The following is a 24,724-nucleotide window of genomic DNA, read 5'->3' on the forward strand; positions in this document are numbered from 1 at the left end:
ATTTCTCTTCGTTCTTACGCAGAAGTACGCATCGCACTGATAGTATTAAATTCATTTTTTACATTGAGCAAACGAGGGTCGTGAAGCAAAACATTTGACCATAAATCATTGTCTTTAACTAATTGTTGCCAGCGCTTTTCATATTCTTTTTTACCATAAACAGTGTAAATTAACGGCAAGATCACACCATTGATTTTGTTAGTGTTAATATTTGCCAGTAACTTCATAATGTCATTTTTTATAGATGCGCCATAGATCAGAAACTTCGTATAAAGCAAGTTAACACAGCTGTAATCAAGACCATGTTCAGGCTCAAGTTTAAGCAATAAACTTTTGGCTTTGTCATTATGTCCTTTCAGTGCCATGAACATAGCCAGAATAGAGGTAATAATTGGATTATTACAGGTGTTTTGACTGTTAAGATTTAATGCAAAAGATATCGCGTTATCGAGGGGGGATGTGTAATAAAGTATAATTAATTTAAGAATGCTTATGCCCATTTTATTGGGTTCAAGAGCAATGCTTTTTTCTATTAGATTAAATGCTCTTGCAAGGTCACCGTTCAAAAAGCATAGCAGAGACTGATAATAATAAACGTCTGGCGAATTAGGTTTGAGTAAATGTGCTTGCTTAAATAGCACATTAGACACTGAATGTTCATCTTTTAGCCCACTGATTAAACCCAGTAAACCCAATGCCTGAGAATTTGAAGGGTTAATTTCAAGAGCCTTTTCAATGGAGGTTACTGCCGTAGTTATTGCTTGTTTTTGTTCACTGAGTCCAAGGAGTGCTAATGATATATGGCATTCCGCCAGGCAACAGTAGGGCAAGGTATTTTGCGGTTGCGTACTCACACAATCTCTAAATATTACTAATGCTCGTTTCAAACTCTCTGGTGTATAACGATACATTTCCATTCTGCCATTCATATACATAACAGCAGAATCCAGAGATGGCATTTGTTGTGTATTAATAGATTTAAAATTAATATTGGGTATTTTTTCAATAAGAATATTAATTACTTGTGATAATAATACGGAAAGAGGATTGTCGGGGTTAAAATCAATACTTTGATGATCAATCAACTTATGCGTTCTGGCATGAATTAATTCAATAAATAAACGCCAGTTTTTACCATAGTGAACGACCTGACCCATAATGTAATATTCTGGGCCTGTTTTATTAATAAACTGATGGATAGTAGAAAAATCGCTTGCCTCATTCGTTACCGAGGCAGGTAAAATATCTAAACCACAAAAAGCATATTTTGAAAGGCCCTGCACAAGTTCGTAATGCAGTTTTAGAACATTGATCGAACCTTCAGTACGAAATGGAAAAACAGCAAGAGTGGTAGTCGACTTTACCGGTTCATTATCGGTTACAATCACAATGGGTACAGTAAAACGGTATCCACGACCATAGACCGTTTCGATATACTTACACTGTTTATTCTCATGCAAAAGTTTGCGCAATGCATAAATACACCGTGTTAAAGATTCATCACTGGCAACACTTGCGCTCCAGACCTTATCAATAATCTCTTCTTTGCTAACAATTTCACCGTCAGCATTAAGTAATAGAATGATAACCCCAAGTTCTTTGGGGGGAATATGGTATTCTTTATTTTTGAATAATAATATTCCATTGTTTTTTAATACAAAGTCGCCAAATATATATTGTTGTGTATTATTTTTTCCATGTTGCAGTTGCATAGAACGCTCCTTCCGTTTTCTCTATTCATAGTATTAATTTGATCAATATAAAATAAAGTATTGGCAGAATTGCTCTATCAAAAAACGCTCATTTTGTAAGATTGTGATGAAGAAATGAATGAAAGCTGATGCTTAATAATATGAAACGCTGGTCCCATTTTACGAGACCAGATAGTGGACTATAATATTTGGCGTTACTTAATCAGAAACGTAAATAATCTTTCGCTGAATCAAATAATGCTGTAATGGTTGACGATAATAATTTTATAATCGTATCGTAGGTGGAGTTGGCTGTGCTGTATTTAGTCGTGATAACCTGTACATCGGTTTTCATGTTTTCTGCTTGCCCATTATAACCCGCTAACCATGCCTGGTATTCAGCTGTGCTTATTTCATAACCGGTGAATTCTTTAGATATATTTTTTTCCTTCCCTTTATTATCCCTGTGCACCATTGAATCTGAAGATTGACTCATACTGTCAATAATCTGAGGGTTGGGAATAATAACATATAAACCGCTACCTTGTGGTTCAACTTCGACAATCGGAGAAGGTGTGCGGTGTTTGGGATCGGGTGGAATTACCGGAAGTCCTAAAGCGGCGCACCATTTTTCTGCTTCTTCCAATGGAACACCAATTTTGTCAGCAGGTGCCGGAGGGTATAAAACATAGTCTGGATTGTAATGATAGTGGAAATCACCATTAGGATATTTATCGATATAATAAAAATGCATCAAGGCCTTTTGAAATGCATTGACATCAAAAATTATCGCATCGCCTTTTTTATTAGAGTGAGTCCATTTTCCCATATTGCTTTGGATATGTTCACTGAAGTCCTGCCAGTATGCGCTCATTATCTCAACGCTATTTGCATAGATTTCGAGGTAGTCGCTACCGAGCACACTCATCAAATCAGCAATATCACTGCATATATATTTATCACTTTTAAATTCGCTTGAACTACTGGCCGTTAAAGTACTGCTGGTTGCTGAACTTCTCACTTCGGGCGCATTACTGTTTGATGCAGAACTACCTGACATTGCTTTTTTTTGTTTCTGTATAAGCATAGAAAAAAGGGAACTATTTATCTCTGTGGCTTGAATATCTTCAGGCACAAAACTATCTAAAAAAGCGATAGCGTGAGTTAAGGTTCCTTTGGTCATTGCCATTGCACTTGACCCGGTTGTGTTGTGAGCAACGTTAGCCAGGGTTTTTCTCACAGAGTTATGCAGGGTCAATATTTTATCGGGATCCTTTAATTTTCCGTCAATAGTATTAACATTTTCTGTAAGATGCAGAACGTTTTTTATCAGCAAATAACTTTCGTGTAAAAGTGCAGATCCTTGCTCTGTCAGGTTTTCAGCAGGGAAATTTCTGAGCAAGTTTTTAACGAAGTTAAGTTGTATGTCATGCTGGCATTTCCAGTCTTCATTTCGCGGGCTACGTTCACTGACTAAAGTTGATAGTTTTTCAACATCTTTCTTGAGCATAGCGCCAATATTATTATCCTTACTGGCGCTGTTATACAAATTACCCTCGCTTTTGCTGTTTTCCAGTTGATGAGGCTCCTCACTTTGCGAGGATGCCTCTTTAAGAGGAATGTTTGCATTCTGCTGACGTAAAATATCTATATTTAAATTATTATCTTTATTAATCATGTGTCATTCCTCCTTAAATATAATTAACTATTATTGCAATAATTTATGAGCGAATGCCTTGAACGATAGCACTATCAGTATCAATAATGGTTTGTATTATTTGCTGTAATAAATTGAGTGCCTGATCTCTTCCTTGAACATCACGATTAATTTGATCCAGATAGCTACTCATAACTGAATGCATCACATTTTTAGCTTGCTCAACAATTTCTTTTTCTGCATGAGTAGTACTTTCTAGAATTCTAAGTGATGCTTGAGTTGATTGATTAACAAGCTGTGAAAGTACATCTGCTTTACCTATAGTAAAATATTTATTATATCTTTTGTTATGTTTTATACTAATACGCTCGTTTTTATCTCTAATCTTTTCTTCCGTAGTTTCTTTTTCTTTATCGTAATATTTCAGGGTCTCTTCTTTTTGTTCTTCATCAAGTGTTGTATCTTTCGTTGTTGTTTTTATTTCTTCATCTATTTGCTTGAGATAAGCTTGTTGATCTTGAACTTCCCTTTTTAATCCTCGCTGTGTTTTATCATCAGTTCCACTGATAGTGTGCTTCTGATCAGATGTAAGGGTTTGCATCTTTTCGGGAGGGCTTCTGAAATTTGCTACAACAGATGCTGCAGCTCCGGCTGCGCCAATTGTTGACCCGGCAAGAACACCAGCCGAACTTGCCATTGTAGCGTGTACGGTTTCTGTTTTCTGATACTGGACAAGTTGTTCAAAAACGTTGCTCATAATAGCCTCAGACATAGCAGAGGCTTTATACATTGATGTGAATACCCTTAAAAATTCCTCCATAACAGCCTGTTGTCGCATGGTCAAATTATCTAGCATATCAAGGATATTATATTTAGATATTTTAATAGAACTCTGTTCTGCAGAACTGCTTAATTGACTGGATGAAATTGTAGCTTGGTCAAGGTCACCCCTCAAATTATCTAGCGTACTCCTTGAGTAATTAAGATTATCCAATAGTTTTACTCTTAGTTCCGGACAGACTTCTCTGTCTGTATTTTTTAATATTATAAACTGAGAGCTTATGTCATGATTAATATCTTTAAGGTTATAGTTTTGCACAATTTTATTATCATTTGGTATTTTGTTTTTTTTACTATAATCTCTATCAAAGATTGTTTTATCAAGACTGTTAATATTAGATGTGCTGGACGCATTTTTAATTTCATAGGTGGCCATGTTAAAACCCTCTTATACGATAGAATGGGAAGCAAATTTTAAGGCTTCAGTTCGGTGTTGTAATACTCGTACCATCTGGCTTACCTCTTGTTCGACGGTTTTATCCACCCTTTGCAATACTGAAAGCATTTGTTCACGCGTTTTTGATAGATTACTCATGTCCTGTTGTAAAATTGCCATGTCGGCAGAGTTTCCAGCAACAAAACAATTCATCGTCGATGTTGCTATTGCACAGATGAGTAAGCCTATTTTCTCAAGGCCATTACTTATTTTGGCAATCAACTTCAACACTACGGCTGATGTTTGTAGCACGCTGCATACGCTGTCTAATACCTTTATAATATTTTTTGAAACTGAATTAATAATTGATTCAATGGTTGATTTTATAGTGCTTGTTATTTCTTTGGTGACTTCTTCGGCGGCTGTTTTTGATAATGCAGAAACAACGGCCCCTATTGCTACAGAACATATTACAGCTGCACCAATCATTACTGTCGCCATGACAATAGAAGCGGCTGCACTTGCGTAAATACTTTTAACCAGTTCAATCGTATCTTGATCGACACCAATAACGTCCAGAAGCGCGGTGATTGCGAGCAGAGTGGGATCAACTGTTTTAATCGCAGCCGAAAGACCTTCTACAACTTTCCCTAAAATCCAGCCGGTAGCCGTGGTGCCCAGAGCGATTTGACAAGTGATATCTACACCTAATACTACTGCGCCCGCTATTCCTCCAATAAGTGCCAATGCACCCGCAATACTTGAACCACCACTTGGAACTGCAGCAAGAAGACCAACAACAATTAAGACTGCGCTTACGGCAAAGGTTACTACAGTTACACACTCATTAACTATTTTTAAAACTTTAGTCGTGGTAGTATATTTATGTGCTGTTTCATTGAGTTTATTTTCCCTGACATGGTTGATTTCTTTCATTACCTCAGATTGATTTTTAATAGATTCGCAATTTGTATCGCCAATAACTTCCATTACTGAGGTAATCAAAAGGATAAATGTGGCTGTCGCGTTTCTGTTTTTCTGGTTTTCCTGTGTCAGGCAAATATTGGTGGTGAAGTTATTAATCTGTTCTTGCTGTTGAATTTCGTCAAAAACTTCCATACTTTGGCCGATCGCAGCATCAGCATCCATAATGGCTGTATTTAACGATTTCTCAGCTAACGATTTTTTTTGTAACGACAGCGTGAGTGTTTTTTCAGCCGCATTTTTTTGCGTCAGTACTTTATTGTATTGTGGATCGTCTGGTTGCAGTTGCGACAACTCTTGATCCAATGTGTTGACTTTTTTTTCCAGCGATTGCACTCTTTTATCGACTGCATTGTAATTATTGTTGGCCTGATGCAGATTATCGTTGGCTTTTTGCGCTGAATCTAATGATGAGGTGTAGGCGTCGCTTAATTCACGAAACTTATTATGTGCCATTTCGTGTCGAAGCAGGGTGTTGTCCAGGTTATTATGCAAGCGTGTAGTAATATCCTGATCGGCAATGCCTGATAAATTACCCAAAATCATCGTCAGGCGGGCATCGTTCGTCTTTGCTGTAGTGGCGTTATCAGAATCGGAAACCTGCATTTCAGGCGGAGCAAGCATAGGTTTGTTTTCAAGACGAGCGCGAATATCGTTATCAAGGGACTTCGGATTTTTATTAAGCCGCATGGGATCAACTTGCGTTTTGTTGCTGTCCTGCAGTCTTTTTTCCGCATCGCTATACTGTGTGCGCAATGTTTCGCTGATTTGTTCAAATGTGATCGTTTGTCCCGTAATCGGTGTCGACATAATTCACCTCCTTTTTAAGCTATCATCGGGTGTAATTAATTTTTTTTTATTTAACTCATGGCAGATGTTTATTCCCATCTAAAATGGCATCAACGGGAAAGTAAGTAATGTGTTTATTGTTATTCTTCTCATTTATTTTATCGCCATGGTTATTTTTTAAATCAACCGGGGCTTCCTCATGATATTTCCTGATTAACTCTTCAGGCGTAAAAGAAGAGTTTTTTCCGTTTATGTTCATTTTGCCGACTCACTCTGTTTGAACTTCCTCTTCGGTATTGGCTGTCAAGAGTTCAAGATAAGCAGTAGCCATCTCTTTAACTTTTTCATTTTGGCTGTAGGTTACGACTGTATTAAATAACTCCGTGGCCATTTTAGTGTTTTTTAAGCCCATCTGGCATTGGCCCATATAATAAACTAAAGAGAAATCGTTATCGGGAGATAGCATTAAACAGATATGATACATGTCGAATGCCTTTTGATAATCTTTCTTCAACTGACAGACGGCGGCATATCCTTTTAAATAGTTATAATTTTGGAAATCATAAATACAGAGAAATTTAAAAAAGAGCTCAGCTTCGTCAAGTCTTCCTTTTTCATAAAAGTTATAAGCGTAAGCATAAACGCCTTCAAGGGTATCCGGAGTAATGCCATGCAGCTCTGCAAGTGTTGCTCCCATACCTAATGCACGTTCGAACTTACTGGCAATTTCTTTATTTTCTTCTAAATCCAGATTTGCGCTTTCCATCTCTACTCTCTCCTTTCGAACATTCTTTGTTCAGACTTCACCATTTTTTAGAGGGTGGTGATATCAAAATTCGCTCATTTTTATGCCCATCCGTTGGGCTTCCTTTTCTGCATTAAAAACAAGTATTGTTTCAATGAGATAAGATTTTCTATGTGATGAAATGAAAATAATGTAGAGGGAATTTTATCCACAATCCTGATGAACGGGTTCAATTCTGATTGGAATTTGAAAAAGCAGGTGATTTACTGATGTGCGAGCGTACGTCAGTGGCTGCTGGCCTGAGCGCGGAGGTGTGCGAAATTCACATATCCGGGCATTCCACCTTACCCAGCGCTTCCCAGTAGTTATTCTGATTATTACGCTCCATCGCCACAATAGCTTCGCGGATATGTTGTTTGTTACTCTCATCAGACAACATTAATTTTTCCCACGCTTCGTCTGATAATGACGCCTGTGGCGTGCAAATTTTACGTAAATCTTGCAATACCGTGGTCTTTTCTTTTGCCGACTGTAGAGAACTGAATGGCGACTCGGCCTGAGAAATGGCTGGGAAAGTCAGGAATACGGTAATCATGAGTAGCATCGTTGGCTTCATAGCTGCAACCTTCTGCAAATGTGCATCGAATGAAGCATAAGTGTAGTTTGCTTTTGCCGCTCTCATCATGCTGTACGAAAGGTGTTTGCGTGGTCAGTAAGAAGTGCCAGTTTTATATACCTTTTTCTTCTATTCGATAGCTTTTCGTTTTTTAAATCGTAGTGATCTTGCCATTATAGTCAGTTAACGATTAAAAAAAGGATAAAAAATGAAACTGACAACACATCATCTACGGGCGGGGGCCGCATTATTACTGGCAGGAATTCTGCTGGCAGGTTGCGACCAGAGCAGCAGCGATGAAAAGCACATTAAAGTGGGCGTTATTAATGGCGCAGAACAAGATGTCGCGGAAGTCGCTAAAAAGGTGGCAAAAGAGAAATATGGCCTCGATGTTGAACTGGTAGGATTTAGCGGTTCGTTGCTACCGAACGATGCGACAAATCATGGCGAGCTTGATGCGAACGTCTTCCAGCATCGACCCTTTCTTGAACAAGATAATCAGGCGCATGGTTATAAACTGGTAGCGGTGGGAAATACATTTGTCTTCCCCATGGCGGGTTATTCCAAAAAAATCAAAACCGTGGCGCAAATAAAAGAAGGCGCGACAGTGGCGATCCCCAACGACCCGACCAACCTTGGTCGCGCGCTTTTACTGTTGCAAAAAGAGAAGCTAATTACTCTGAAAGAGGGAAAAGGGTTACTACCTACCGCGCTGGATATAACCGAGAATCCTCGTCATTTGCAGATTATGGAACTCGAGGGGGCGCAGCTCCCGCGCGTACTGGATGATCCCAAAGTTGATGTGGCGATTATCAGCACCACTTACATTCAGCAGACCGGGCTTTCTCCGGTGCACGACAGCGTATTTATTGAAGATAAGAATTCGCCGTATGTGAATATTCTGGTGGCACGGGAAGATAATAAGAATGCAGAAAACGTGAAGGAATTTCTGCAATCTTATCAATCGCCCGAAGTCGCTAAAGCGGCAGAAACCATCTTTAACGGTGGCGCGGTGCCTGGCTGGTAATTCTCACTCATGCCGCGCCGGACGATTTATTTTTCTGGCGCGGCGACGGGAATCCATTGAAATCAAAATCACCGATGACAGAATCAGCAGTGTGCCCAGCCAGTCCGGCAATGTGAACGTGATCCCCAGCAACAGCAAAGAGAGCAGCGCGCTACTTAATGGTTCTGCACAGCTCAAAATGCTGGCTTTTGGCCCGCCAATGAGCTGTGCGCCTTTCAGATATAGACTAAAGGTTAGCGAAGTTCCGATTACCACCAGATAGAAAAACGCCAGAATCAGGCTGCCATTAACCACGAAGTTTGTTCCTTGCCCGGCATAGAAGGGCAGCAGGATTAGACCACCGATCAGCATACTCCAGCCGACGACCGGTAACGTGCCATAGCGGGCAATCAGCGTTGAGGGATAGGTGGTATAGAATGCGGCAGCAAATGCCGAGGCAATGCCCCAGAATAACGCGGCCGGAGAGATCGATAATGACGTCGGATTACCGTGTGTCACCAATAAAAAAGTCCCGATCAACGATGTCAAAATAGCGCAAAAAACCAGAATGCCCGGGCGGGATTTACGCACCAGTGAGAACCAGGCGACGATAATCGTCGGTGAGAGGAATTGCAGCACCGTTGCCGTGGCAGCATTCGATTTTTCAATGGTTAGCAAAAAAGTGAGCTGTACGGTTAGCGCGCCAACCACGGAAAAAATCAGCAGACTAATGGCATCTTTGTGATTGTTAATAATAGAAAAGATTTTATCGCCATGCACAAATGACAGCGTCAGCAGAATCAAACCGGCGAATATCAAACGCGTCATAGTCAAAAACTGCGACGACATCTGGCTTTGCTCCATGATGTATTGCGCGCAGACCCCTGAACTTCCCCACAACACGGCGGCAATCAGAACGTTCAGCATCCCCTTTCTGGTGGAACCCATTTTTCCCTCTGCATACTGTTTTGTCGTTTATGTATGCAGGCATGATAGCAAAAATGGCGAGGATGGCTCTGTTTGCGCCACGCCGATTTTTCTTAGCTCAGACTGGTGAGCTAAATATCTTTAATAAACAGCAGGCAAATCATCGCAATACCCAACATCCCTATCGCCAGCCAGAACAACGCGTGGTAGCTCCAGATTTCAACCATAATTCCGTCAACAGAGCCGGCGATAATCCAGCCGACGCGTGAGGTATTTGCATATAACGTTGTCGCAGAGCCTATTTTTTCAGGCATCAGATCCTGAAAATAAAGCATGCCGATACCACAGAGAATACCAAGGAAAATGGCATTTAGAATTTGCAATTCCAGCTCAACTGCCGGAGTCGTCGCCATGAGTACGCTGGCGTAAAAACACATACCACTCACGATAGCAATGAGCATTAATAGTCGCTTGCCAATACGTTTCATGTAATAGCCTGCGATTAACATCATCGGAATTTCCAGACCGGCAGCAATACCAATCATTTCTCCAGCCAGTTTATCGGTTAGATGCAGTTCATCAATAATAAATAGCGGCATATTTATCATGTAGAGATTATTCGCCGCCCACATCATTGAACAGACTACAAAAAGTAGCCGTGTATCCCGCTTTCTATGGATGGAGGGTAAAATTTCTACGGGTTGGGTAACGACAGGAATATTTCTTTGTATTGATGGCAAAAACAACCAGACTATCAGCCCGCAAATAACAAATGCGATGGCAGCGGTGAGATACATCACTTTAAAACTAAATCCCATTGCCAGCTCATAAGCGAGCGGTGGCCCGATAACCCAGGCAAGCGAGATCTGAGCACGTAAAAATGTACTGAACATGACCGTCTCACGGCCTGTTCTGTCGGCGTGTTCACGGGCGAGGGCGAACATTTGCGGGTTTGCAGTGGAAGCAAAACTACTCAGAAGTACGCCCGTAGAGAGAAGAATGAAGTAGTTGCGATTCCACGCAAAAAGAGTGCAGGCCAACACTCCAAATAAGCAACATAGCAGGATCAGTAATTTACGGTCGCCTTGTTTATCGGAGTGCCTTGCCAGAAATTGACTGACCAGAATTCCCATAATAGCGCTACCGGTGAAGAAAAAACCTACCATTATAGGACGGGCTTTCAGTTCATCTGCGAGGAATATACTTAGGGTGGGAGTCTGGAGAGCGCCCGCAATACCAGTCAGAAAGGCGACAAGTAAAAATGCCGCGGCAGTGAGATCAAGTATTTTTGATGGAGTGGTAGCCGTTTTTTGCATTCTTCTGAATCACCGGGCGACAAAATATAACTGAGTTACAAATAAGTACCAGTCGAATGAGTATTATATTAAGAATTTTTGAGTATCGCTGATACAACCAGAAAGCAATGCTAGCGCAATATTATAGGGCCAGCAATTGAGATTATTAGCAAAAGCATGTTAAGAATTAATCACCGAATTTATATATTAATTATAGTAAGGCAATGAGCTATTTTTGATAGTAAAAATAAAACAAGTTTATTTGATATATTAAATGAACAAATTAATCTTGATGGCAGTCTGATTATTGGTGAAGTTTATAGGTCAGTTTTTTTCGCCAGCGGTTAAAGGAATAGAATCGTCGTATAAAAAAAAGGGTGTTCTGGGGCGTGTAAAACAACATCTTCACCTTAATGGCGATACAGTTGGCTGAGAGTCAGCAGGGGGGCAAATCACCTGCAAATAAACACGGCGCATGCTGGCGCGAATATCGCGGATGCGTTCGAGGACAGAAGAACCGACAGGCGGATTCTTCAGTCGCTCATCGTCCATCACAAAACCGTTGATCAGGTATTCCTGAAGCCGATTAAATATTGAGCAGTAGAAAATATCTGGATTGACTGTATTACAAGGGGTTGGAAAACGTCAGTAGAGGCAAATTGGCGGAAGATCACAGGAGTCGAACCTGCCCGGGACCGCTGGCGGCCCCAACTGGATTTGAAGTCCAGCCGCCTCACCGGAGACGACGATCTTCCGCGCCTCGATTGCTACATGGAGGCGGGGCGCATTATAGCTACTTCCTTGAGTTTCTACATCCCCCAGATCAGTTTTTTCCGCCTAATACATGCAGCGTATTATCACGAAAGCATTATATTTCATATAAAACCCATATTTTACAATGATATATGAGCGTAATTTACGCTACCACGATCACATAAAACAAGAATCATAAATTAATAACCAGATATCGGAATATTCGCTCTCACAGGGATGGTTTACAAAATGCGTTATCGGTCTCAGCACCCCTATAGCATCAAGGAAAAGCAGATGAAGAGTGAAGTGTTGTCCGTTAAAGAGAAAATTGGTTATGGCATGGGAGACGCCGCCAGCCACATTATTTTCGATAACGTAATGTTATATATGATGTTCTTTTATACCGATATTTTTGGCATTCCTGCCGGATTTGTCGGAACCATGTTTTTGGTCGCTCGTGCACTGGATGCAATTTCTGATCCTTGCATGGGGTTGTTGGCCGATCGAACGCGCTCTCGCTGGGGTAAATTTCGTCCATGGGTACTGTTTGGCGCACTGCCATTCGGGATCGTCTGTGTACTGGCCTATAGCACGCCAGATCTCAGTATGAACGGAAAAATGATTTATGCAGCAATTACTTACACCCTACTTACCTTACTTTATACCGTCGTCAATATCCCTTACTGCGCATTGGGTGGTGTAATCACCAATGACCCGACTCAGCGTATCTCGCTGCAATCCTGGCGTTTTGTGCTGGCGACCGCGGGAGGCATGCTCTCTACTGTGCTGATGATGCCGCTGGTTAATTTAATTGGTGGTGATAATAAACCACTCGGTTTCCAGGGCGGTATCGCGGTCCTTTCCGTGGTGGCATTTATGATGCTGGCATTTTGTTTCTTCACCACTAAAGAACGCGTTGAAGCACCACCTACAACGACGTCTATGCGGGAAGATTTACGTGATATCTGGCAAAACGACCAGTGGCGTATTGTCGGTTTCCTGACCATTTTCAATATTCTGGCGGTGTGCGTACGCGGCGGGGCGATGATGTATTACGTCACATGGATTTTGGGTACGCCGGAAGTGTTTGTCGCTTTTCTTACCACTTATTGCGTGGGTAACCTGATTGGTTCCGCACTGGCGAAACCGCTGACCGACTGGAAATGTAAAGTCACTATCTTCTGGTGGACGAACGCCCTGCTGGCAGTGATTAGCCTGGCGATGTTCTTTGTTCCTATGCAGGCCAGCATCACCATGTTTGTCTTCATCTTCGTGATTGGTGTGTTGCATCAACTGGTGACACCTATCCAGTGGGTAATGATGTCCGATACCGTCGACTACGGCGAGTGGTGCAATGGTAAACGCCTTACCGGGATCAGTTTTGCTGGCACGTTGTTTGTGCTCAAACTGGGGTTGGCCTTCGGCGGCGCTCTTATCGGCTGGATGCTGGCTTATGGCGGATATGATGCGGCAGAAAAAGCGCAGAACAGCGCCACGATTAGCATCATTATCGCGCTATTCACGATTGTTCCGGCGATCTGTTACTTGCTGAGCGCGATTATCGCTAAACGCTACTACTCACTCACGACGCACAATCTGAAAACCGTTATGGAACAGCTGGCGCAGGGCAAACGCCGTTGCCAGCAACAATTCACCTCTCAAGAAGTGCAGAACTAAGGAACGGCAATGAAAATTAGCGACGGAAACTGGTTGATTCAACCTGGCCTCAATTTGATTCACCCGCTTCAGGTGTTCGAGGTTGAACAGCAGGGTAATGAAATGGTGGTCTATGCTGCCCCCCGTGATGTGCGTGAACGTACCTGGCAGCTTGATACGCCTTTATTTACGCTGCGCTTTTTCTCCCCACAGGAAGGTATTGTCGGTGTACGGATTGAGCATTTTCAGGGGGCGCTGAATAACGGTCCTCATTACCCGCTCAATATTTTGCAGGACGTGAAGGTCACAATCGAAAACACAGAACGTTACGCTGAGTTTAAAAGTGGCAACTTAAGTGCGCGTGTCAGCAAAGGTGAGTTCTGGTCACTGGATTTTCTGCGCAACGGCGAACGTATTACCGGTAGTCAGGTGAAAAATAATGGCTACGTGCAGGACACGAATAATCAACGAAATTATATGTTTGAGCGGCTGGATCTTGGCGTTGGCGAAACAGTTTACGGTCTGGGAGAGCGCTTTACTGCCCTGGTGCGCAATGGCCAGACGGTAGAGACCTGGAACCGGGACGGCGGCACAAGTACTGAACAGGCGTATAAAAATATCCCGTTCTATATGACTAACCGTGGTTATGGTGTACTGGTCAATCATCCCCAATGCGTCTCTTTTGAAGTGGGATCGGAGAAAGTCTCCAAAGTGCAGTTCAGCGTTGAGAGTGAATATCTCGAATACTTTGTTATCGACGGCCCGACGCCGAAAGCGGTACTTGATCGTTATACCCGTTTTACTGGTCGTCCGGCGCTGCCGCCCGCGTGGTCCTTCGGCCTGTGGCTAACCACTTCATTTACCACCAACTACGACGAAGCGACGGTAAACAGCTTTATCGATGGTATGGCGGAACGCAATCTGCCGCTGCATGTTTTCCACTTTGACTGTTTCTGGATGAAAGCCTTCCAGTGGTGCGATTTTGAGTGGGACCCGCTGACTTTCCCGGACCCGGAAGGGATGATCCGCCGCCTGAAAGCGAAAGGGCTAAAAATCTGCGTCTGGATTAACCCCTATATCGGGCAAAAATCCCCTGTCTTTAAAGAGTTACAAGAGAAAGGTTATTTACTCAAACGCCCGGACGGTTCGCTGTGGCAGTGGGATAAATGGCAGCCAGGTCTGGCGATTTATGACTTTACCAATCCGGATGCCTGCAAATGGTACGCCGACAAACTGAAAGGTCTGGTCGCGATGGGCGTTGATTGCTTTAAGACCGACTTTGGCGAACGTATTCCAACCGATGTTCAATGGTTTGACGGTTCCGATCCGCAGAAAATGCATAACCATTATGCGTACATCTACAACGAACTGGTGTGGAACGTGCTCAAGGAAACCGTTGGCGAGGAAGAAGCCGTCTTGTTTGCCCGCTCGGCCTCCGTCGGTGCGCAGAAATTCCCGGTACATTGGGGTGGCGACTGTTACGCTAACTACGAATCAATGGCGGAAAGCCTGCGCGGTGGTTTGTCTATTGGCCTTTCTGGTTTTGGCTTCTGGAGCCACGATATCGGCGGCTTTGAGAATACCGCTCCGGCGCACGTTTACAAACGCTGGTGCGCGTTTGGTTTGCTCTCCAGCCATAGCCGTTTACACGGCAGCAAATCTTATCGTGTGCCGTGGGCCTATGATGATGAGTCCTGTGATGTGGTGCGCTTCTTCACGCAACTGAAATGCCGCATGATGCCGTATCTGTATCGTGAGGCTGCTCGTGCGAACGCGCGGGGTACGCCGATGATGCGGGCCATGATGATGGAGTTTCCGGACGATCCGGCTTGTGATTACCTTGACCGTCAATACATGTTAGGCGACAACGTGATGGTTGCTCCGGTGTTCACTGAATCGGGCGATGTGCAGTTCTACTTGCCGGAAGGTCGCTGGACACACCTGTGGCACAACGATGAACTCGATGGTAGTCGCTGGCATAAACAGCAGCACGGCTTTCTGAGTCTGCCCGTTTATGTGCGTGATAACACTCTACTGGCGCTGGGCAACAACGAGCAACGTCCCGATTACGCGTGGCACGAAGGCACGGCATTCCAGCTCTTTAATCTGCAAGACGGGCATGAAGCCATCTGTGAAGTGCCCGCTGCCGATGGTTCCGTTCTTTTCACCCTGAAAGCGGCGCGTACTGGCAACACAATTACTGTGAATGGTGCGGGCGTGGCGAAGAACTGGACGCTGTGCTTGCGCAATGTTGTGAAAGTAAATGGTCTGCAAGGCGGTTCGCAGGCTGAAAGTGAGCAGGGGCTGGTGGTGACGCCTCAAGGGAATGCGCTGACAATTACGTTGTAATCTATTGAAGAATGCCGGATACGAATGGTTTTGTGTCGTATCCGGTAAATAATCTCACATCTGGTAATAAATATTTCTTCCATCGTATTTGCGAGCATGATCACGATTATTCATCGCGAAAATGTGATCTGTGCTGAAAAATATCCCTTAACCGCCTTGCTTTGTTTTATCACTGTCCGGATTACGGACAGATTTTAGTATTGTTGTGAAATTATTCTGCTTTATATTTACCCTCAGAGATGGCAACTGAAGCTCTTCCTCATGGGGCTTCTTAATCTGTGATAAGGGTAAAAAATGCAAATGATTACCTCGCGACAAAACAGATTATTACGATTCCTTCTACCACGAAGGGAATATACGACTATTGTTACGATTGCCGGCTATTTAAATGTTTCGGAAAAAACCATTCAACGTGATTTACGTTTACTTGAGCAATGGCTGGGGCAATGGAGAATAACTGTTGAGAAGCGTGCTGGCGCGGGTGTGATGTTAAGCGCGGAGAATATTGCTGATTTGCTGCATCTTGATCATTTGTTGGTGGCAGAATGTGAAGAGATTGATGGTGTAATGAATAATGCCAGGCGCGTTAAAATAGCGTCGCAGTTATTAAGTGAAACACCGAATGAAACGTCGATCAGTAAATTGTCAGAACGCTACTTTATCAGCGGAGCCTCTATTGTTAATGACCTGAGAGTAATTGAGTCCTGGCTTGCGCCGTTGGGGTTATCGTTGATCCGCAGCCCAAGTGGTACGCATATTGAAGGTAGTGAAGGGCAAGTCCGACAGGCAATGGCATTACTGATTAACGGCATTATTAACCATAATGAGCCGCAAGGTGTCGTGTATTCACGTCTGGATCCCGGAAGCTATAAAGCATTAGTCCATTATTTTGGAGAGGAAGAAGTGTTATTTGTCCAGTCATTGTTACTGGATATGGAAAATGAATTAAGTTGGTCTTTGGGAGAACCTTATTACGTTAACATTTTTACTCACATCCTTATTATGATGTATCGCAACACGCACGGGAATGCGTTATCAAGAGAAGAAGATCAAACCAGGCAATATGATGAAAATATCTTTAATGTTGCCAGTCAGATGATTCATAAGATAGAACAACGAATTGCACATACATTGCCCGATGATGAAGTCTGGTTTATTTATCAATATATCATTTCATCAGGTGTGGCGATTGATGGACAAAAAGATGTTAGCATTATTTCACATATGCAGGCCAGCAATGAAGCGCGTCTGATTACCTGGCGTTTAATTACGGTATTCAGTGACATCGTGGACTGCGATTTTAGTGAAGACAGCGCATTATATGATGGCTTGTTGGTTCATATTAAGCCGCTGATTAACCGTTTAAATTATCGCATTCATATCCGTAATCCATTGCTGGAAGATATTAAAGCAGAATTAGCGGATGTCTGGCGGTTGACGCAATATGTGGTGAATCAGGTATTTAAAACCTGGGGTGAGAATGCAGTGAGCGAGGATGAAGTGGGTTACCTGACCGTTCATTTTCAGGCTGCGATGGAGCGGCAAATTGCCCGTAAACGTGTATTACTGGTCTGTTCAACCGGAATCGGAACTTCGCATCTACTGAAAAGCCGTATTCTGCGAGCATTTCCTGAATGGACGATTGTTGATGTTATTTCAGCAGCGAATTTATCACAGGTTTTGCCTGACAATATCGAACTGATTATTTCGACCATTAATTTGCCTACAGTCACTATGCCGGTCGCTTATGTTACCGCTTTTTTTAATGATGCCGATATTAAGCGGGTCACTGAAATGGTGATTACGGAAAAATTACATCATGCGACGTCTCGGGTCGTTGAAATTTAATGTCAGAATTTTATGAGGTATGACGAATGGACATAACAAAAATCCTGAATACGAATCGCGTTATTTTAGATATGCAAGCGACGAATAAAGCGGAGGCGATTGAAGAATTAACTAATCTTCTCAAAAAAGATGGTGCGATCGATTGTCGGGAAACCTTTATTAAAGATGTCTGGCAGCGCGAAGCGGAAGGCTCGACTGGTTTTGAAAATCATATTGCGATCCCGCATGGTAAATCTTCAGCTGTGATTAATACTACGCTGGCAATTGGCCGTACCCGGCAGGATATTCCCTGGGAAACGCTGGATGGCAGTAGCGTGCGCTGTATTATTTTATTTGCGGTACGTCTTGAAGATCAAAATACCACCCATATCCGTTTACTTTCTCAGGTCGCGGGCGCGCTTGCGGATGATGACATCATAGAACAATTGTTAGTTGAGACGAGTCCGCAAAAAATCATTGATCTCTTTAGTCAGTATGCACAATCCGATGTCTGCTAAATAACAGGGAGTATGTCATGAATATTGTCTGTGTTGCCGCCTGTACGGCGGGTATTGCTCATACCTATATTGCTCGTGAAAAGTTAATCAAAGGAGCAAAAGCTCTGGGCCATACCATTAAAGTTGAAACCCAGGGAACCATTGGTACAGAAAATGAATTACAGGCGGCAGATATCTCTGCTGCTGACGTCGTGATTCTTGCTGTAGATGTGAAAATAAAAGGAGAAGAACGCTTCACCAATAAACGTATTGTGCGAGTAAAGACAGAGATCGTCATTAAATCGCCCGTTCAATTTCTTGAAAAGGTCGAAAAATCACTGGGAAACAAATGATCCTTATACTGGAGGGATCTTAATATGAAAGACAATAAAATTCCGGTTTCACAGGAAATTAAAAAACATTTATTAACCGGCATCTCGTGGATGATACCCCTTATTGTGGCCGCCGGGATATGTATTGCGTTGGGGCAAGTTCTTGGCGGTACAGATGTTGGTGAAAAAACAGGAACAATCCCGTGGATGCTTAATCAGATTGGCGGCTGGGGAATGGGGCTGATTGTGCCGCTGATTAGCGCGGCAATTGCCTATTCTATTGCCGATCGTCCCGGATTTGCCCCGGGCCTAATTGTCGGCTTTCTCTGCGGGCAAATCCATACCGGATTTATTGGCGGTATGTTGGGTGGTTTCCTGGTGGGCTACACCATTTTGCTACTTAAACGCTATATCCGCCTGCCGCAGTCGATGCAAGGACTCATGCCAATCATGGTGTTGCCGGTATTAAGCACCATTATCGGTGGGCTGTTAATGATGACGCTGATTGGTAAACCCATCGCCTGGTTACAAGAAGCACTGATTCATTTGCTCGAGTCGATGCAGGGCGGATCGCGCTTCCTGATGGGGGCCATACTTGGCGCGATGGCAACCTTCGATTTCGGTGGTCCGGTAAATAAAACAATGTCGTTGTTTTCCGATGGCTTGCTGGTCAGCGGCGTCTACGGGCCAGAAGCCGTGAAATTTGTCGGCTCAATCATCCCTCCGTTTGGCATCACACTTTCGTTCTTACTGACACGCCATAAATACACCCGTGCGGAGCGCGAGGCGCTGAAAGCCGCGTTTCCGATGGGGATCTGCATGATCACTGAAGGAGTCATTCCGATCGCCGCGCGTGACTTGCTGCGAGTGGTGGGATCTTGTGTGGTGGCTTCTGCGGTAGCTGGCGGCTTGATCATGGTGTGGGGCGTGGAGAGTCCGGTTCCGCATGGCGGCCTGTTTGTTGTGCCTTTGTTCACCCATCCTCTGCTGTTTTGCCTGGCGCTGGGTATAGGCACGGTGATTTGTGGCGTGATGCTTTCACTCTGGAAGAAACCGGTAACGGAACGTGACGAAGAGTTTGACGAACTGAGCGATCAAAAGCTGAAAGATGAAGAGATCACTTTCACCCTCGAATAACCGGAGGCCCTATGTTTGCCGATATGAAAAGTATGGTGATGAAAGCCTGGCATGAACATTACGCCTTGCTGGCGATCAACTGTATGAATCTGGAAAGTGCTCACGCAGCTATCCGCGTGGCGGAGAAGAATCGTGCTCCGATCATTCTCAATCTCTATCAGGGGCATCTGGCGCATTTTCCTGCACCCGTCGCGGCGGCAGTGGTTAAAACGCTCGCGGAATCTGCCTCAGTACCGGTCGCTCTGGCGCTTGATCATGGCAAAAATCCGGACTGTATTCGTCAGGCGTTTCGTGCTGGTTTCAGCGGATTAATGATTGATGCTTCTGCTTTTCCCCTGGAGGAGAACGTGCGCCAGACCAGGGCGGTGGTGGAACTCGCCGCCAGCGCGCAGCTCTGCGTGGAAGGCGAACTGGGCCATCTGGCAGATGCGCCGCGTTACGACCAGGCCACCAATGCCGACCTGATGACGCAACCCACTGATGTGGAACCGTTTATCGCGCAGACAGGCATTGATCTACTGGCCGTCTCGGTAGGCACGGCGCACGGCATGTACGCGCCTGGTGTTGTACCTGCTATTGATTTTCAGCGTCTGGCGGAGATTTTCCACTGCTCGAGCGTGCCTCTGGCATTACATGGCGGTAGCGGTACGCCGTTCGATCAGCTCCAGCTCTGTACGACGCTGGGGGTAGCAAAAATCAACGTGGGGGCGGCCATTTTTGAACGGGGGAAATCCGCGCTCCTGCATACCCTCTGTCACGATATATCCATTGAACTGGTGGACGCGCTGAAAGCTATGGAACTGGCCTTCGAAGAAGCGATTACACCGTATTTACAGGCGAGCGGCTCTATCGGCAAAGCCTGATTCATTTTCTGTCATGGCCTTTATGCCAGTGCAATAACGCACCGGCAGGGCGGACTACACGCTGAAACTGGAGATTTAACATGTTAGTTTCGATGAAAGAATTACTGCAACCTACCCGCCAGCACGGCTTTGCCATTGGCGCATTTAATGTGGCGGATAACTGTTTCCTTCGCGCAGTCGTGGATGAAGCAGAAGCGACAAATACTCCGGCGATTATTGCTATCCATCCCAGCGAACATGATTTTGTGGGCGATGCCTTTTTCGCTCACGTTCGCGAAATTACCCAGCGTAGTCCGGTCCCGTTTGTACTGCACCTCGATCATGGTGCCTCTGTAGAGCATGTTTTGCGTGCGATTCGCTGCGGATTTACCTCAGTAATGATCGACGGTTCGCTGCTGCCGTATGAAGAAAACGTGGCGCTGACCGCAGAAGTGGTTCGCCTCGCTCACGCGGTTGGAGTATCGGTTGAGGGTGAACTGGGGACCATCGGACAAACAGGAACGTCAGTGGAAGGTGGAGTTTCACAAGTTACCTACACTGACCCGGCGCAAGCCGCCGATTTTATTGCTCGTACAGGGGCCGACACACTGGCGGTAGCGATTGGTACGGCACACGGCATCTATCCGAAAGGGATGCAGCCGAAACTGCAAATGGACATTTTGCGCGACATTGCCGGGCGCATTGATATTCCATTGGTGTTGCACGGTGGTTCGGCAAACCCGGACGCGGAGATTGCTGAATCCGTTACGCTCGGCGTTGGCAAAATCAATATCTCCAGCGATATGAAATACGCCTATTTCCAGAAAGTGCGTGAAATTCTCGCTAAAGAGAGCTGGTGGGACCCGAACGTCATCTATCCGGATGCGATTAGCGCGGCGCGGGAAGTCATTCGCCACAAAATGAAACTGTTCGGTTCGCTCGGTAAAGCATTACTGTACTAAGCCAGAAGGGCGGGGTGACCCGCCTTTTACGCAACAAGGAACGAGATATGCACTATCTGGGGTTGGATATTGGTGGGACCAAAATCGCCGCCGTCGTCATGGATGCGCATGGCTGGGAGATTCGCCGTTACCGCTGCCCGACGCAAAAGTCGACATATCAACAATTTGTCTCATGCGTTGTGGCGCTTATCGAGCAGATTAGGCGGGACGTTCAACGACCGATGCTGACAGGGATCGCCTTACCCGGCAGTATCTCGCCACTCACTGGCCTGATTAAAAATGCGAATATTCAGGTGATTAACGGTCATGCGTTACAGGCTGATTTGCAGCAATTGCTTGGGCAACCGGTGGTGATAGCCAATGATGGTAACTGCTTCGCGCTATCAGAAGCTTGCGACGGTGCCGGGCAAGATTATGACGTGGTATTTGGTATTACGCTTGGCACGGGCTGCGGCGGTGGCATTGCCATCAAGCAACGACCGTTTATAGGGGCCTGGGGAAATGCTGCCGAATGCGGTCATATCACGTTGCCAGGCTATACGGAGCAGGAAGATGGTCCATCAGTCAGTTGCTATTGCGGCAAACACAACTGCGTGGAGTCGTTTGTTTCCGGCAGCGGTTTTAGTGAACGCTATCAACAGATGACTGGTAACTTGCTCACTCCTGCGGCGATTGTCACCCTGGCACAACGTGGTGATGCTTGTGCCATGCAGCAGGTGGCACGTTTTCGCCAACAGCTTGCCCGCACGCTGGCAACCATCGTTAACGTTGTTGACCCTGGCGTGATTGTGATCGGCGGCGGGCTTTCGAATGTGGAACTGCTTATCACCGATCTGAACGCAGAAGTCGCTCCACTGGTTTTCACCGATCAATTCACCACTCCCATTGTAAAAGCACAGCACGGCGACAGTAGCGGAATGCGTGGCGCTGCCTGGCTTGCTATGCGCAACGGAGAAGCCAATGAAACGCTCACAAATTAATTATGTTATTGATAAAGCACATGCCATTGCGCAGACCTTCCGCGTTTGTTTGCCAGAGTTCGCCTATTTTACGGTGGATGACTGGCTGCAGCGGGAACGGGATAACTGGCAAGAAGTAGTCGACTTACAGCTCGGTTGGGATATCACCGATTTTGGTCGTGGTGATTTCAACCAAACGGGACTAACACTGCTAACGATGCGCAACGGCGCGCTGGGGTCGGCGGCATATCCAAAACCGTATGCTGAGAAAATGTTGCAGATCCAACAAGATCAGCAGACTCCCTGGCATTTTCATAACCAAAAAATGGAAGATATCCTCAATCGGGGTGGCGGCGATTTATGTATGCAACTGGCCTGGGCCAACGAATCCTGTCTCTGCGATGAGCAACGGGTCATTACGGTGAGTGTTGATGGTCAGCGACGTTCCGTGAAGTCAGGCGAAACATTGGTACTGAAGCCGGGGCAGGGTATTTGTCTGCCGCCACGTCTGTATCATCGCTTCTGGGCAGAAAAAGCGTTTGTTCTTGGCTGGGAAATTTCGATGGTAAATGATGACCAACACGATAATTATTTTCTTGAACCGGGAGGACGTTTTCCGGCGATAGAAGAAGATGAACCGGTGAAATGGTTATTGTGCAGTGAGTATGGAATTTTGCGCTAATAACGGGGAACGCTAGCGCTGATATCCGCTAGCGTCCTTATTTTTACTGCACCGGCTCCGTCGACGTAACTTCACCACTGGAAACTACGCCCGCATTCATGGTTTGAGTCACTTGCTGCTTTGCGGCATTCACGGCATGCAATTGCCCGCTAACCGTAGGTTTCAGCGGGACATTGACCTGAATATCGCCACTGGCGGTAAGCTGAATATTGCCGTCGCCAGTCAACGGTAGTTCAGGCCATCCCCACTGTTGCAAAATATTCACCGGCACACCGCGTCCATTCAGGCTGATATGGGTCTGACGTTGTGGCGTTTGTGAAACACTGGCGGTGGCTTCCAGAATGCCTTTTTCAGTAAATGCACTCAGTTCGCTGATATTCACCGTGCTGCTGTTGGCAGTTAGCGCCAGCGACGGACGACGGACATCAACACGATTAAACGTTGCGGCGGCGGCATTCAGATTCGCCGAGCCACTCCAGACGCCCCATTTATGATCGGTAACCAGCGTCAGATTGGCACCGTAACCATCGAGCGCGGTGAGCTGCCACGGGAAGTCAGGGTCGATATCAATGATCAGATTGCGGCTGGCGCTAAATCTCTTCAGTTGCAGGTTGTTTAACCAACCGGGTGTCGTTTCCATCCACAACTGTTGCCAGTTTTTTGGCAAGGTATATTCCAGTCCGGCAATTGCCGCATCATCAAGGATCAACATTTTCCCGTCACGCAACCAGTTCCCTGACGTTCTGACTATGCCCCCTTCCCAGCGGCTGGTGAACTGGCGCAGTGCTACGCCCTGCGGGGAAAATTCCGCGTTTATAATCGGGTCAAATAAATGCAGCGAACCATAAATAAACTCGCTGGCGTTCATCGACAGTTTGCCTTCCTGTGTCTGCCAGTCATCTTTACTGAAGGTCATGTTGCGCAAGCTGAGATCGAGGTCGGTCACCGCCCAGTCCGGACCTTGCAGACGAGCGTCAATGACTTCCAGGCGACCAATCTGCAACGACGGGACAGAGCGTAATGGCGCAAAGAAGTCGGTTAGCGATTTTTCGCTTTGTAGACGGATATCCGCCAGCCGCAGATTTTCCACTTGCCAGCTGCCGTCGGCGTTACGCTGCGCGTTTCCGGTTAATGTCCCGCGGGCGATGTCGGCACCCAGGTTAGTCAGCGTAACGCGATCGTTATCAATACTGCCTTCAATGAGTACATTGGTGGCAAGAACATCATTGAGCGAAAGCGATCCGGCGCTGAATTGAATCTGCGCCTTCGTACCCAGCACTTTACCGGCTTCTGGTGACCACGGAACCACGCCGCCATTTACCCGTTGCGCGCTCAGTTTCCATTCGCTATTCGGGCTATTAAACGCCATATCACGCAGTTGCAGACGATCGGCTTTGAACGGCAGCGGCGCGGTCTGGTCGGTGAGATTCAGCGTCCCGTTTTCCAGTAGGATGGTATCGACATGGCGTGGTTCGGTCAGTTGCCGACTGCTTAGCGCAATGTCGACACTTTTTGCCACCAGGGTAGCGGGCTGACCATCACGACCAAACGTGACGTTCTCCAGTACGATATGAGATGGCGCGGAAAAACGGTGATCCATCGCCCCGAAGGCCAGATGATAGTCGCTATTATCGGAAACCCATGCGCTGATATGTTCTGCTCCCCAGCGGGTTTGCAGAAGGAAATAGAGGCCAGCGATCGCCACTAACAGAGCGATGAGAATGTAGAGAAGCAGCTTCCCAATAAATTTCATGGTCTTCCATCCCGTGAAATGCACATAAGGGAGTTATGCACGATTTACG

Annotated in this window: 21 protein-coding genes, 1 tRNA gene and 1 pseudogene; 11 read left to right on the forward strand and 12 right to left on the reverse strand. The window is 45.4% G+C overall.

Features of this window, described 5'->3' with window-relative positions:
- Positions 1-14 precede the first annotated feature (14 nt).
- The 7 genes from eilA to yicS form a co-directional block, all read right to left on the reverse strand.
- Positions 15-1,712, reverse strand: a complete 1,698-nt coding sequence (eilA, locus tag AABJ99_RS00240; RefSeq protein ID WP_338387468.1) for a HilA family transcriptional regulator EilA — start codon at positions 1,710-1,712, stop codon at positions 15-17.
- Between the two features lie 202 nt (positions 1,713-1,914).
- Positions 1,915-3,369 (reverse strand): IpaD/SipD/SspD family type III secretion system needle tip protein, encoded by a 1,455-nt coding sequence (locus tag AABJ99_RS00245; RefSeq protein WP_039021748.1) that lies wholly within the window; start codon positions 3,367-3,369, stop codon positions 1,915-1,917.
- 43 nt (positions 3,370-3,412) lie between these two features.
- A complete protein-coding gene (locus AABJ99_RS00250; RefSeq protein ID WP_338387469.1) occupies positions 3,413-4,564 on the reverse strand; it encodes a hypothetical protein in 1,152 nt (383 codons plus the stop codon).
- Positions 4,565-4,576: 12 nt separating this feature from the next.
- A complete protein-coding gene (locus tag AABJ99_RS00255) occupies positions 4,577-6,358 on the reverse strand; it encodes a YopB/SseC family type III secretion system translocon subunit (RefSeq protein ID WP_000106736.1) in 1,782 nt (593 codons plus the stop codon).
- Between the two features lie 55 nt (positions 6,359-6,413).
- A complete protein-coding gene (locus AABJ99_RS00260; RefSeq protein ID WP_001024524.1) occupies positions 6,414-6,596 on the reverse strand; it encodes a hypothetical protein in 183 nt (60 codons plus the stop codon).
- A 9-nt stretch (positions 6,597-6,605) separates the two neighbouring features.
- A complete protein-coding gene (locus tag AABJ99_RS00265; RefSeq protein WP_000443173.1) occupies positions 6,606-7,103 on the reverse strand; it encodes a SycD/LcrH family type III secretion system chaperone in 498 nt (165 codons plus the stop codon).
- 301 nt (positions 7,104-7,404) lie between these two features.
- Positions 7,405-7,698 carry a protein YicS gene (yicS, locus tag AABJ99_RS00270; RefSeq protein WP_001306625.1) on the reverse strand — a complete coding sequence of 98 codons (294 nt, stop codon included), beginning with the start codon at positions 7,696-7,698 and terminating at the stop codon, positions 7,405-7,407.
- 208 nt (positions 7,699-7,906) lie between these two features.
- Between yicS and nlpA the strand changes: the two genes are divergently transcribed.
- Positions 7,907-8,725 carry a lipoprotein NlpA gene (gene nlpA, locus AABJ99_RS00275; RefSeq protein WP_000779407.1) on the forward strand — a complete coding sequence of 273 codons (819 nt, stop codon included), beginning with the start codon at positions 7,907-7,909 and terminating at the stop codon, positions 8,723-8,725.
- Between the two features lie 3 nt (positions 8,726-8,728).
- Here nlpA and yicL read toward each other — a convergent pair whose 3' ends face one another.
- The 4 genes and pseudogenes from yicL to AABJ99_RS00295 form a co-directional block, all read right to left on the reverse strand.
- Complete coding sequence (yicL, locus tag AABJ99_RS00280) at positions 8,729-9,652, reverse strand: carboxylate/amino acid/amine transporter (RefSeq protein WP_000535948.1); 924 nt, start codon at positions 9,650-9,652, stop codon at positions 8,729-8,731.
- Positions 9,653-9,762: 110 nt separating this feature from the next.
- On the reverse strand, positions 9,763-10,947 hold the full coding sequence (setC, locus tag AABJ99_RS00285; RefSeq protein ID WP_001172857.1) for a sugar efflux transporter: 1,185 nt from the start codon (positions 10,945-10,947) through the stop codon (positions 9,763-9,765).
- 399 nt (positions 10,948-11,346) lie between these two features.
- Positions 11,347-11,508: pseudogene (rhuM, locus tag AABJ99_RS00290) on the reverse strand (RhuM family protein); the annotation flags it as partial.
- 78 nt (positions 11,509-11,586) lie between these two features.
- A tRNA-Sec gene (locus tag AABJ99_RS00295) sits at positions 11,587-11,681 on the reverse strand.
- A gap of 292 nt (positions 11,682-11,973) precedes the next feature.
- Between AABJ99_RS00295 and yicJ the strand changes: the two genes are divergently transcribed.
- From yicJ to AABJ99_RS00345, 10 genes are all read left to right on the forward strand, one after another.
- Positions 11,974-13,356 (forward strand): glycoside-pentoside-hexuronide family transporter, encoded by a 1,383-nt coding sequence (yicJ, locus tag AABJ99_RS00300; protein ID WP_000834430.1) that lies wholly within the window; start codon positions 11,974-11,976, stop codon positions 13,354-13,356.
- Between the two features lie 9 nt (positions 13,357-13,365).
- Entirely contained in the window at positions 13,366-15,684 is a 2,319-nt protein-coding gene (gene yicI / locus AABJ99_RS00305) for an alpha-xylosidase (RefSeq protein WP_032185493.1), read from the forward strand.
- A gap of 294 nt (positions 15,685-15,978) precedes the next feature.
- A complete protein-coding gene (locus AABJ99_RS00310; RefSeq protein WP_338387470.1) occupies positions 15,979-17,532 on the forward strand; it encodes a BglG family transcription antiterminator in 1,554 nt (517 codons plus the stop codon).
- 26 nt (positions 17,533-17,558) lie between these two features.
- On the forward strand, positions 17,559-18,029 hold the full coding sequence (locus tag AABJ99_RS00315) for a PTS sugar transporter subunit IIA (protein ID WP_000355546.1): 471 nt from the start codon (positions 17,559-17,561) through the stop codon (positions 18,027-18,029).
- Positions 18,030-18,046: 17 nt separating this feature from the next.
- A complete protein-coding gene (locus tag AABJ99_RS00320) occupies positions 18,047-18,361 on the forward strand; it encodes a PTS fructose transporter subunit IIB (RefSeq protein ID WP_001028073.1) in 315 nt (104 codons plus the stop codon).
- Positions 18,362-18,385: 24 nt separating this feature from the next.
- Positions 18,386-19,477, forward strand: a complete 1,092-nt coding sequence (locus AABJ99_RS00325) for a PTS fructose transporter subunit IIC (protein ID WP_032185491.1) — start codon at positions 18,386-18,388, stop codon at positions 19,475-19,477.
- 11 nt (positions 19,478-19,488) lie between these two features.
- Positions 19,489-20,340, forward strand: coding sequence for a class II fructose-bisphosphate aldolase (locus AABJ99_RS00330; protein WP_039021751.1), 852 nt, complete (start codon positions 19,489-19,491; stop codon positions 20,338-20,340).
- An 80-nt stretch (positions 20,341-20,420) separates the two neighbouring features.
- A complete protein-coding gene (locus tag AABJ99_RS00335) occupies positions 20,421-21,281 on the forward strand; it encodes a ketose-bisphosphate aldolase (RefSeq protein WP_039021752.1) in 861 nt (286 codons plus the stop codon).
- Positions 21,282-21,328: 47 nt separating this feature from the next.
- Positions 21,329-22,261, forward strand: coding sequence for an ROK family protein (locus tag AABJ99_RS00340; protein WP_032185489.1), 933 nt, complete (start codon positions 21,329-21,331; stop codon positions 22,259-22,261).
- Positions 22,242-22,922 (forward strand): D-lyxose/D-mannose family sugar isomerase, encoded by a 681-nt coding sequence (locus AABJ99_RS00345; RefSeq protein ID WP_039021753.1) that lies wholly within the window; start codon positions 22,242-22,244, stop codon positions 22,920-22,922. Before AABJ99_RS00340 ends, AABJ99_RS00345 begins: the two co-directional genes overlap by 20 nt.
- Positions 22,923-22,965: 43 nt before the next feature.
- Here the strand turns inward: AABJ99_RS00345 and yicH are convergent, their stop codons facing one another.
- The gene (gene yicH, locus AABJ99_RS00350) at positions 22,966-24,675 is read right to left on the reverse strand and encodes an AsmA family protein (RefSeq protein ID WP_039021754.1); all 1,710 of its coding nucleotides are present in this window, start codon (positions 24,673-24,675) and stop codon (positions 22,966-22,968) included.
- Positions 24,676-24,724 lie beyond the last annotated feature (49 nt).

The organism is Escherichia coli (assembly GCF_036503815.1).
GTDB classification, from domain to species: domain Bacteria; phylum Pseudomonadota; class Gammaproteobacteria; order Enterobacterales; family Enterobacteriaceae; genus Escherichia; species Escherichia coli_F.

What these genes read in the sequence shown, in the direction of transcription:
- eilA (WP_338387468.1), bottom strand. Translation starts at nt 1,712, where the DNA reads ATGCAACTGCAACATGGAAAAAATAATACACAACAATATATATTTGGC.
- AABJ99_RS00245 (WP_039021748.1), bottom strand. Translation starts at nt 3,369, where the DNA reads ATGATTAATAAAGATAATAATTTAAATATAGATATTTTACGTCAGCAG.
- AABJ99_RS00250 (WP_338387469.1), bottom strand. Translation starts at nt 4,564, where the DNA reads ATGGCCACCTATGAAATTAAAAATGCGTCCAGCACATCTAATATTAAC.
- AABJ99_RS00255 (WP_000106736.1), bottom strand. Translation starts at nt 6,358, where the DNA reads ATGTCGACACCGATTACGGGACAAACGATCACATTTGAACAAATCAGC.
- AABJ99_RS00260 (WP_001024524.1), bottom strand. Translation starts at nt 6,596, where the DNA reads ATGAACATAAACGGAAAAAACTCTTCTTTTACGCCTGAAGAGTTAATC.
- AABJ99_RS00265 (WP_000443173.1), bottom strand. Translation starts at nt 7,103, where the DNA reads ATGGAAAGCGCAAATCTGGATTTAGAAGAAAATAAAGAAATTGCCAGT.
- yicS (WP_001306625.1), bottom strand. Translation starts at nt 7,698, where the DNA reads ATGAAGCCAACGATGCTACTCATGATTACCGTATTCCTGACTTTCCCA.
- nlpA (WP_000779407.1), top strand. Translation starts at nt 7,907, where the DNA reads ATGAAACTGACAACACATCATCTACGGGCGGGGGCCGCATTATTACTG.
- yicL (WP_000535948.1), bottom strand. Translation starts at nt 9,652, where the DNA reads ATGGGTTCCACCAGAAAGGGGATGCTGAACGTTCTGATTGCCGCCGTG.
- setC (WP_001172857.1), bottom strand. Translation starts at nt 10,947, where the DNA reads ATGCAAAAAACGGCTACCACTCCATCAAAAATACTTGATCTCACTGCC.
- yicJ (WP_000834430.1), top strand. Translation starts at nt 11,974, where the DNA reads ATGAAGAGTGAAGTGTTGTCCGTTAAAGAGAAAATTGGTTATGGCATG.
- yicI (WP_032185493.1), top strand. Translation starts at nt 13,366, where the DNA reads ATGAAAATTAGCGACGGAAACTGGTTGATTCAACCTGGCCTCAATTTG.
- AABJ99_RS00310 (WP_338387470.1), top strand. Translation starts at nt 15,979, where the DNA reads ATGCAAATGATTACCTCGCGACAAAACAGATTATTACGATTCCTTCTA.
- AABJ99_RS00315 (WP_000355546.1), top strand. Translation starts at nt 17,559, where the DNA reads ATGGACATAACAAAAATCCTGAATACGAATCGCGTTATTTTAGATATG.
- AABJ99_RS00320 (WP_001028073.1), top strand. Translation starts at nt 18,047, where the DNA reads ATGAATATTGTCTGTGTTGCCGCCTGTACGGCGGGTATTGCTCATACC.
- AABJ99_RS00325 (WP_032185491.1), top strand. Translation starts at nt 18,386, where the DNA reads ATGAAAGACAATAAAATTCCGGTTTCACAGGAAATTAAAAAACATTTA.
- AABJ99_RS00330 (WP_039021751.1), top strand. Translation starts at nt 19,489, where the DNA reads ATGTTTGCCGATATGAAAAGTATGGTGATGAAAGCCTGGCATGAACAT.
- AABJ99_RS00335 (WP_039021752.1), top strand. Translation starts at nt 20,421, where the DNA reads ATGTTAGTTTCGATGAAAGAATTACTGCAACCTACCCGCCAGCACGGC.
- AABJ99_RS00340 (WP_032185489.1), top strand. Translation starts at nt 21,329, where the DNA reads ATGCACTATCTGGGGTTGGATATTGGTGGGACCAAAATCGCCGCCGTC.
- AABJ99_RS00345 (WP_039021753.1), top strand. Translation starts at nt 22,242, where the DNA reads ATGAAACGCTCACAAATTAATTATGTTATTGATAAAGCACATGCCATT.
- yicH (WP_039021754.1), bottom strand. Translation starts at nt 24,675, where the DNA reads ATGAAATTTATTGGGAAGCTGCTTCTCTACATTCTCATCGCTCTGTTA.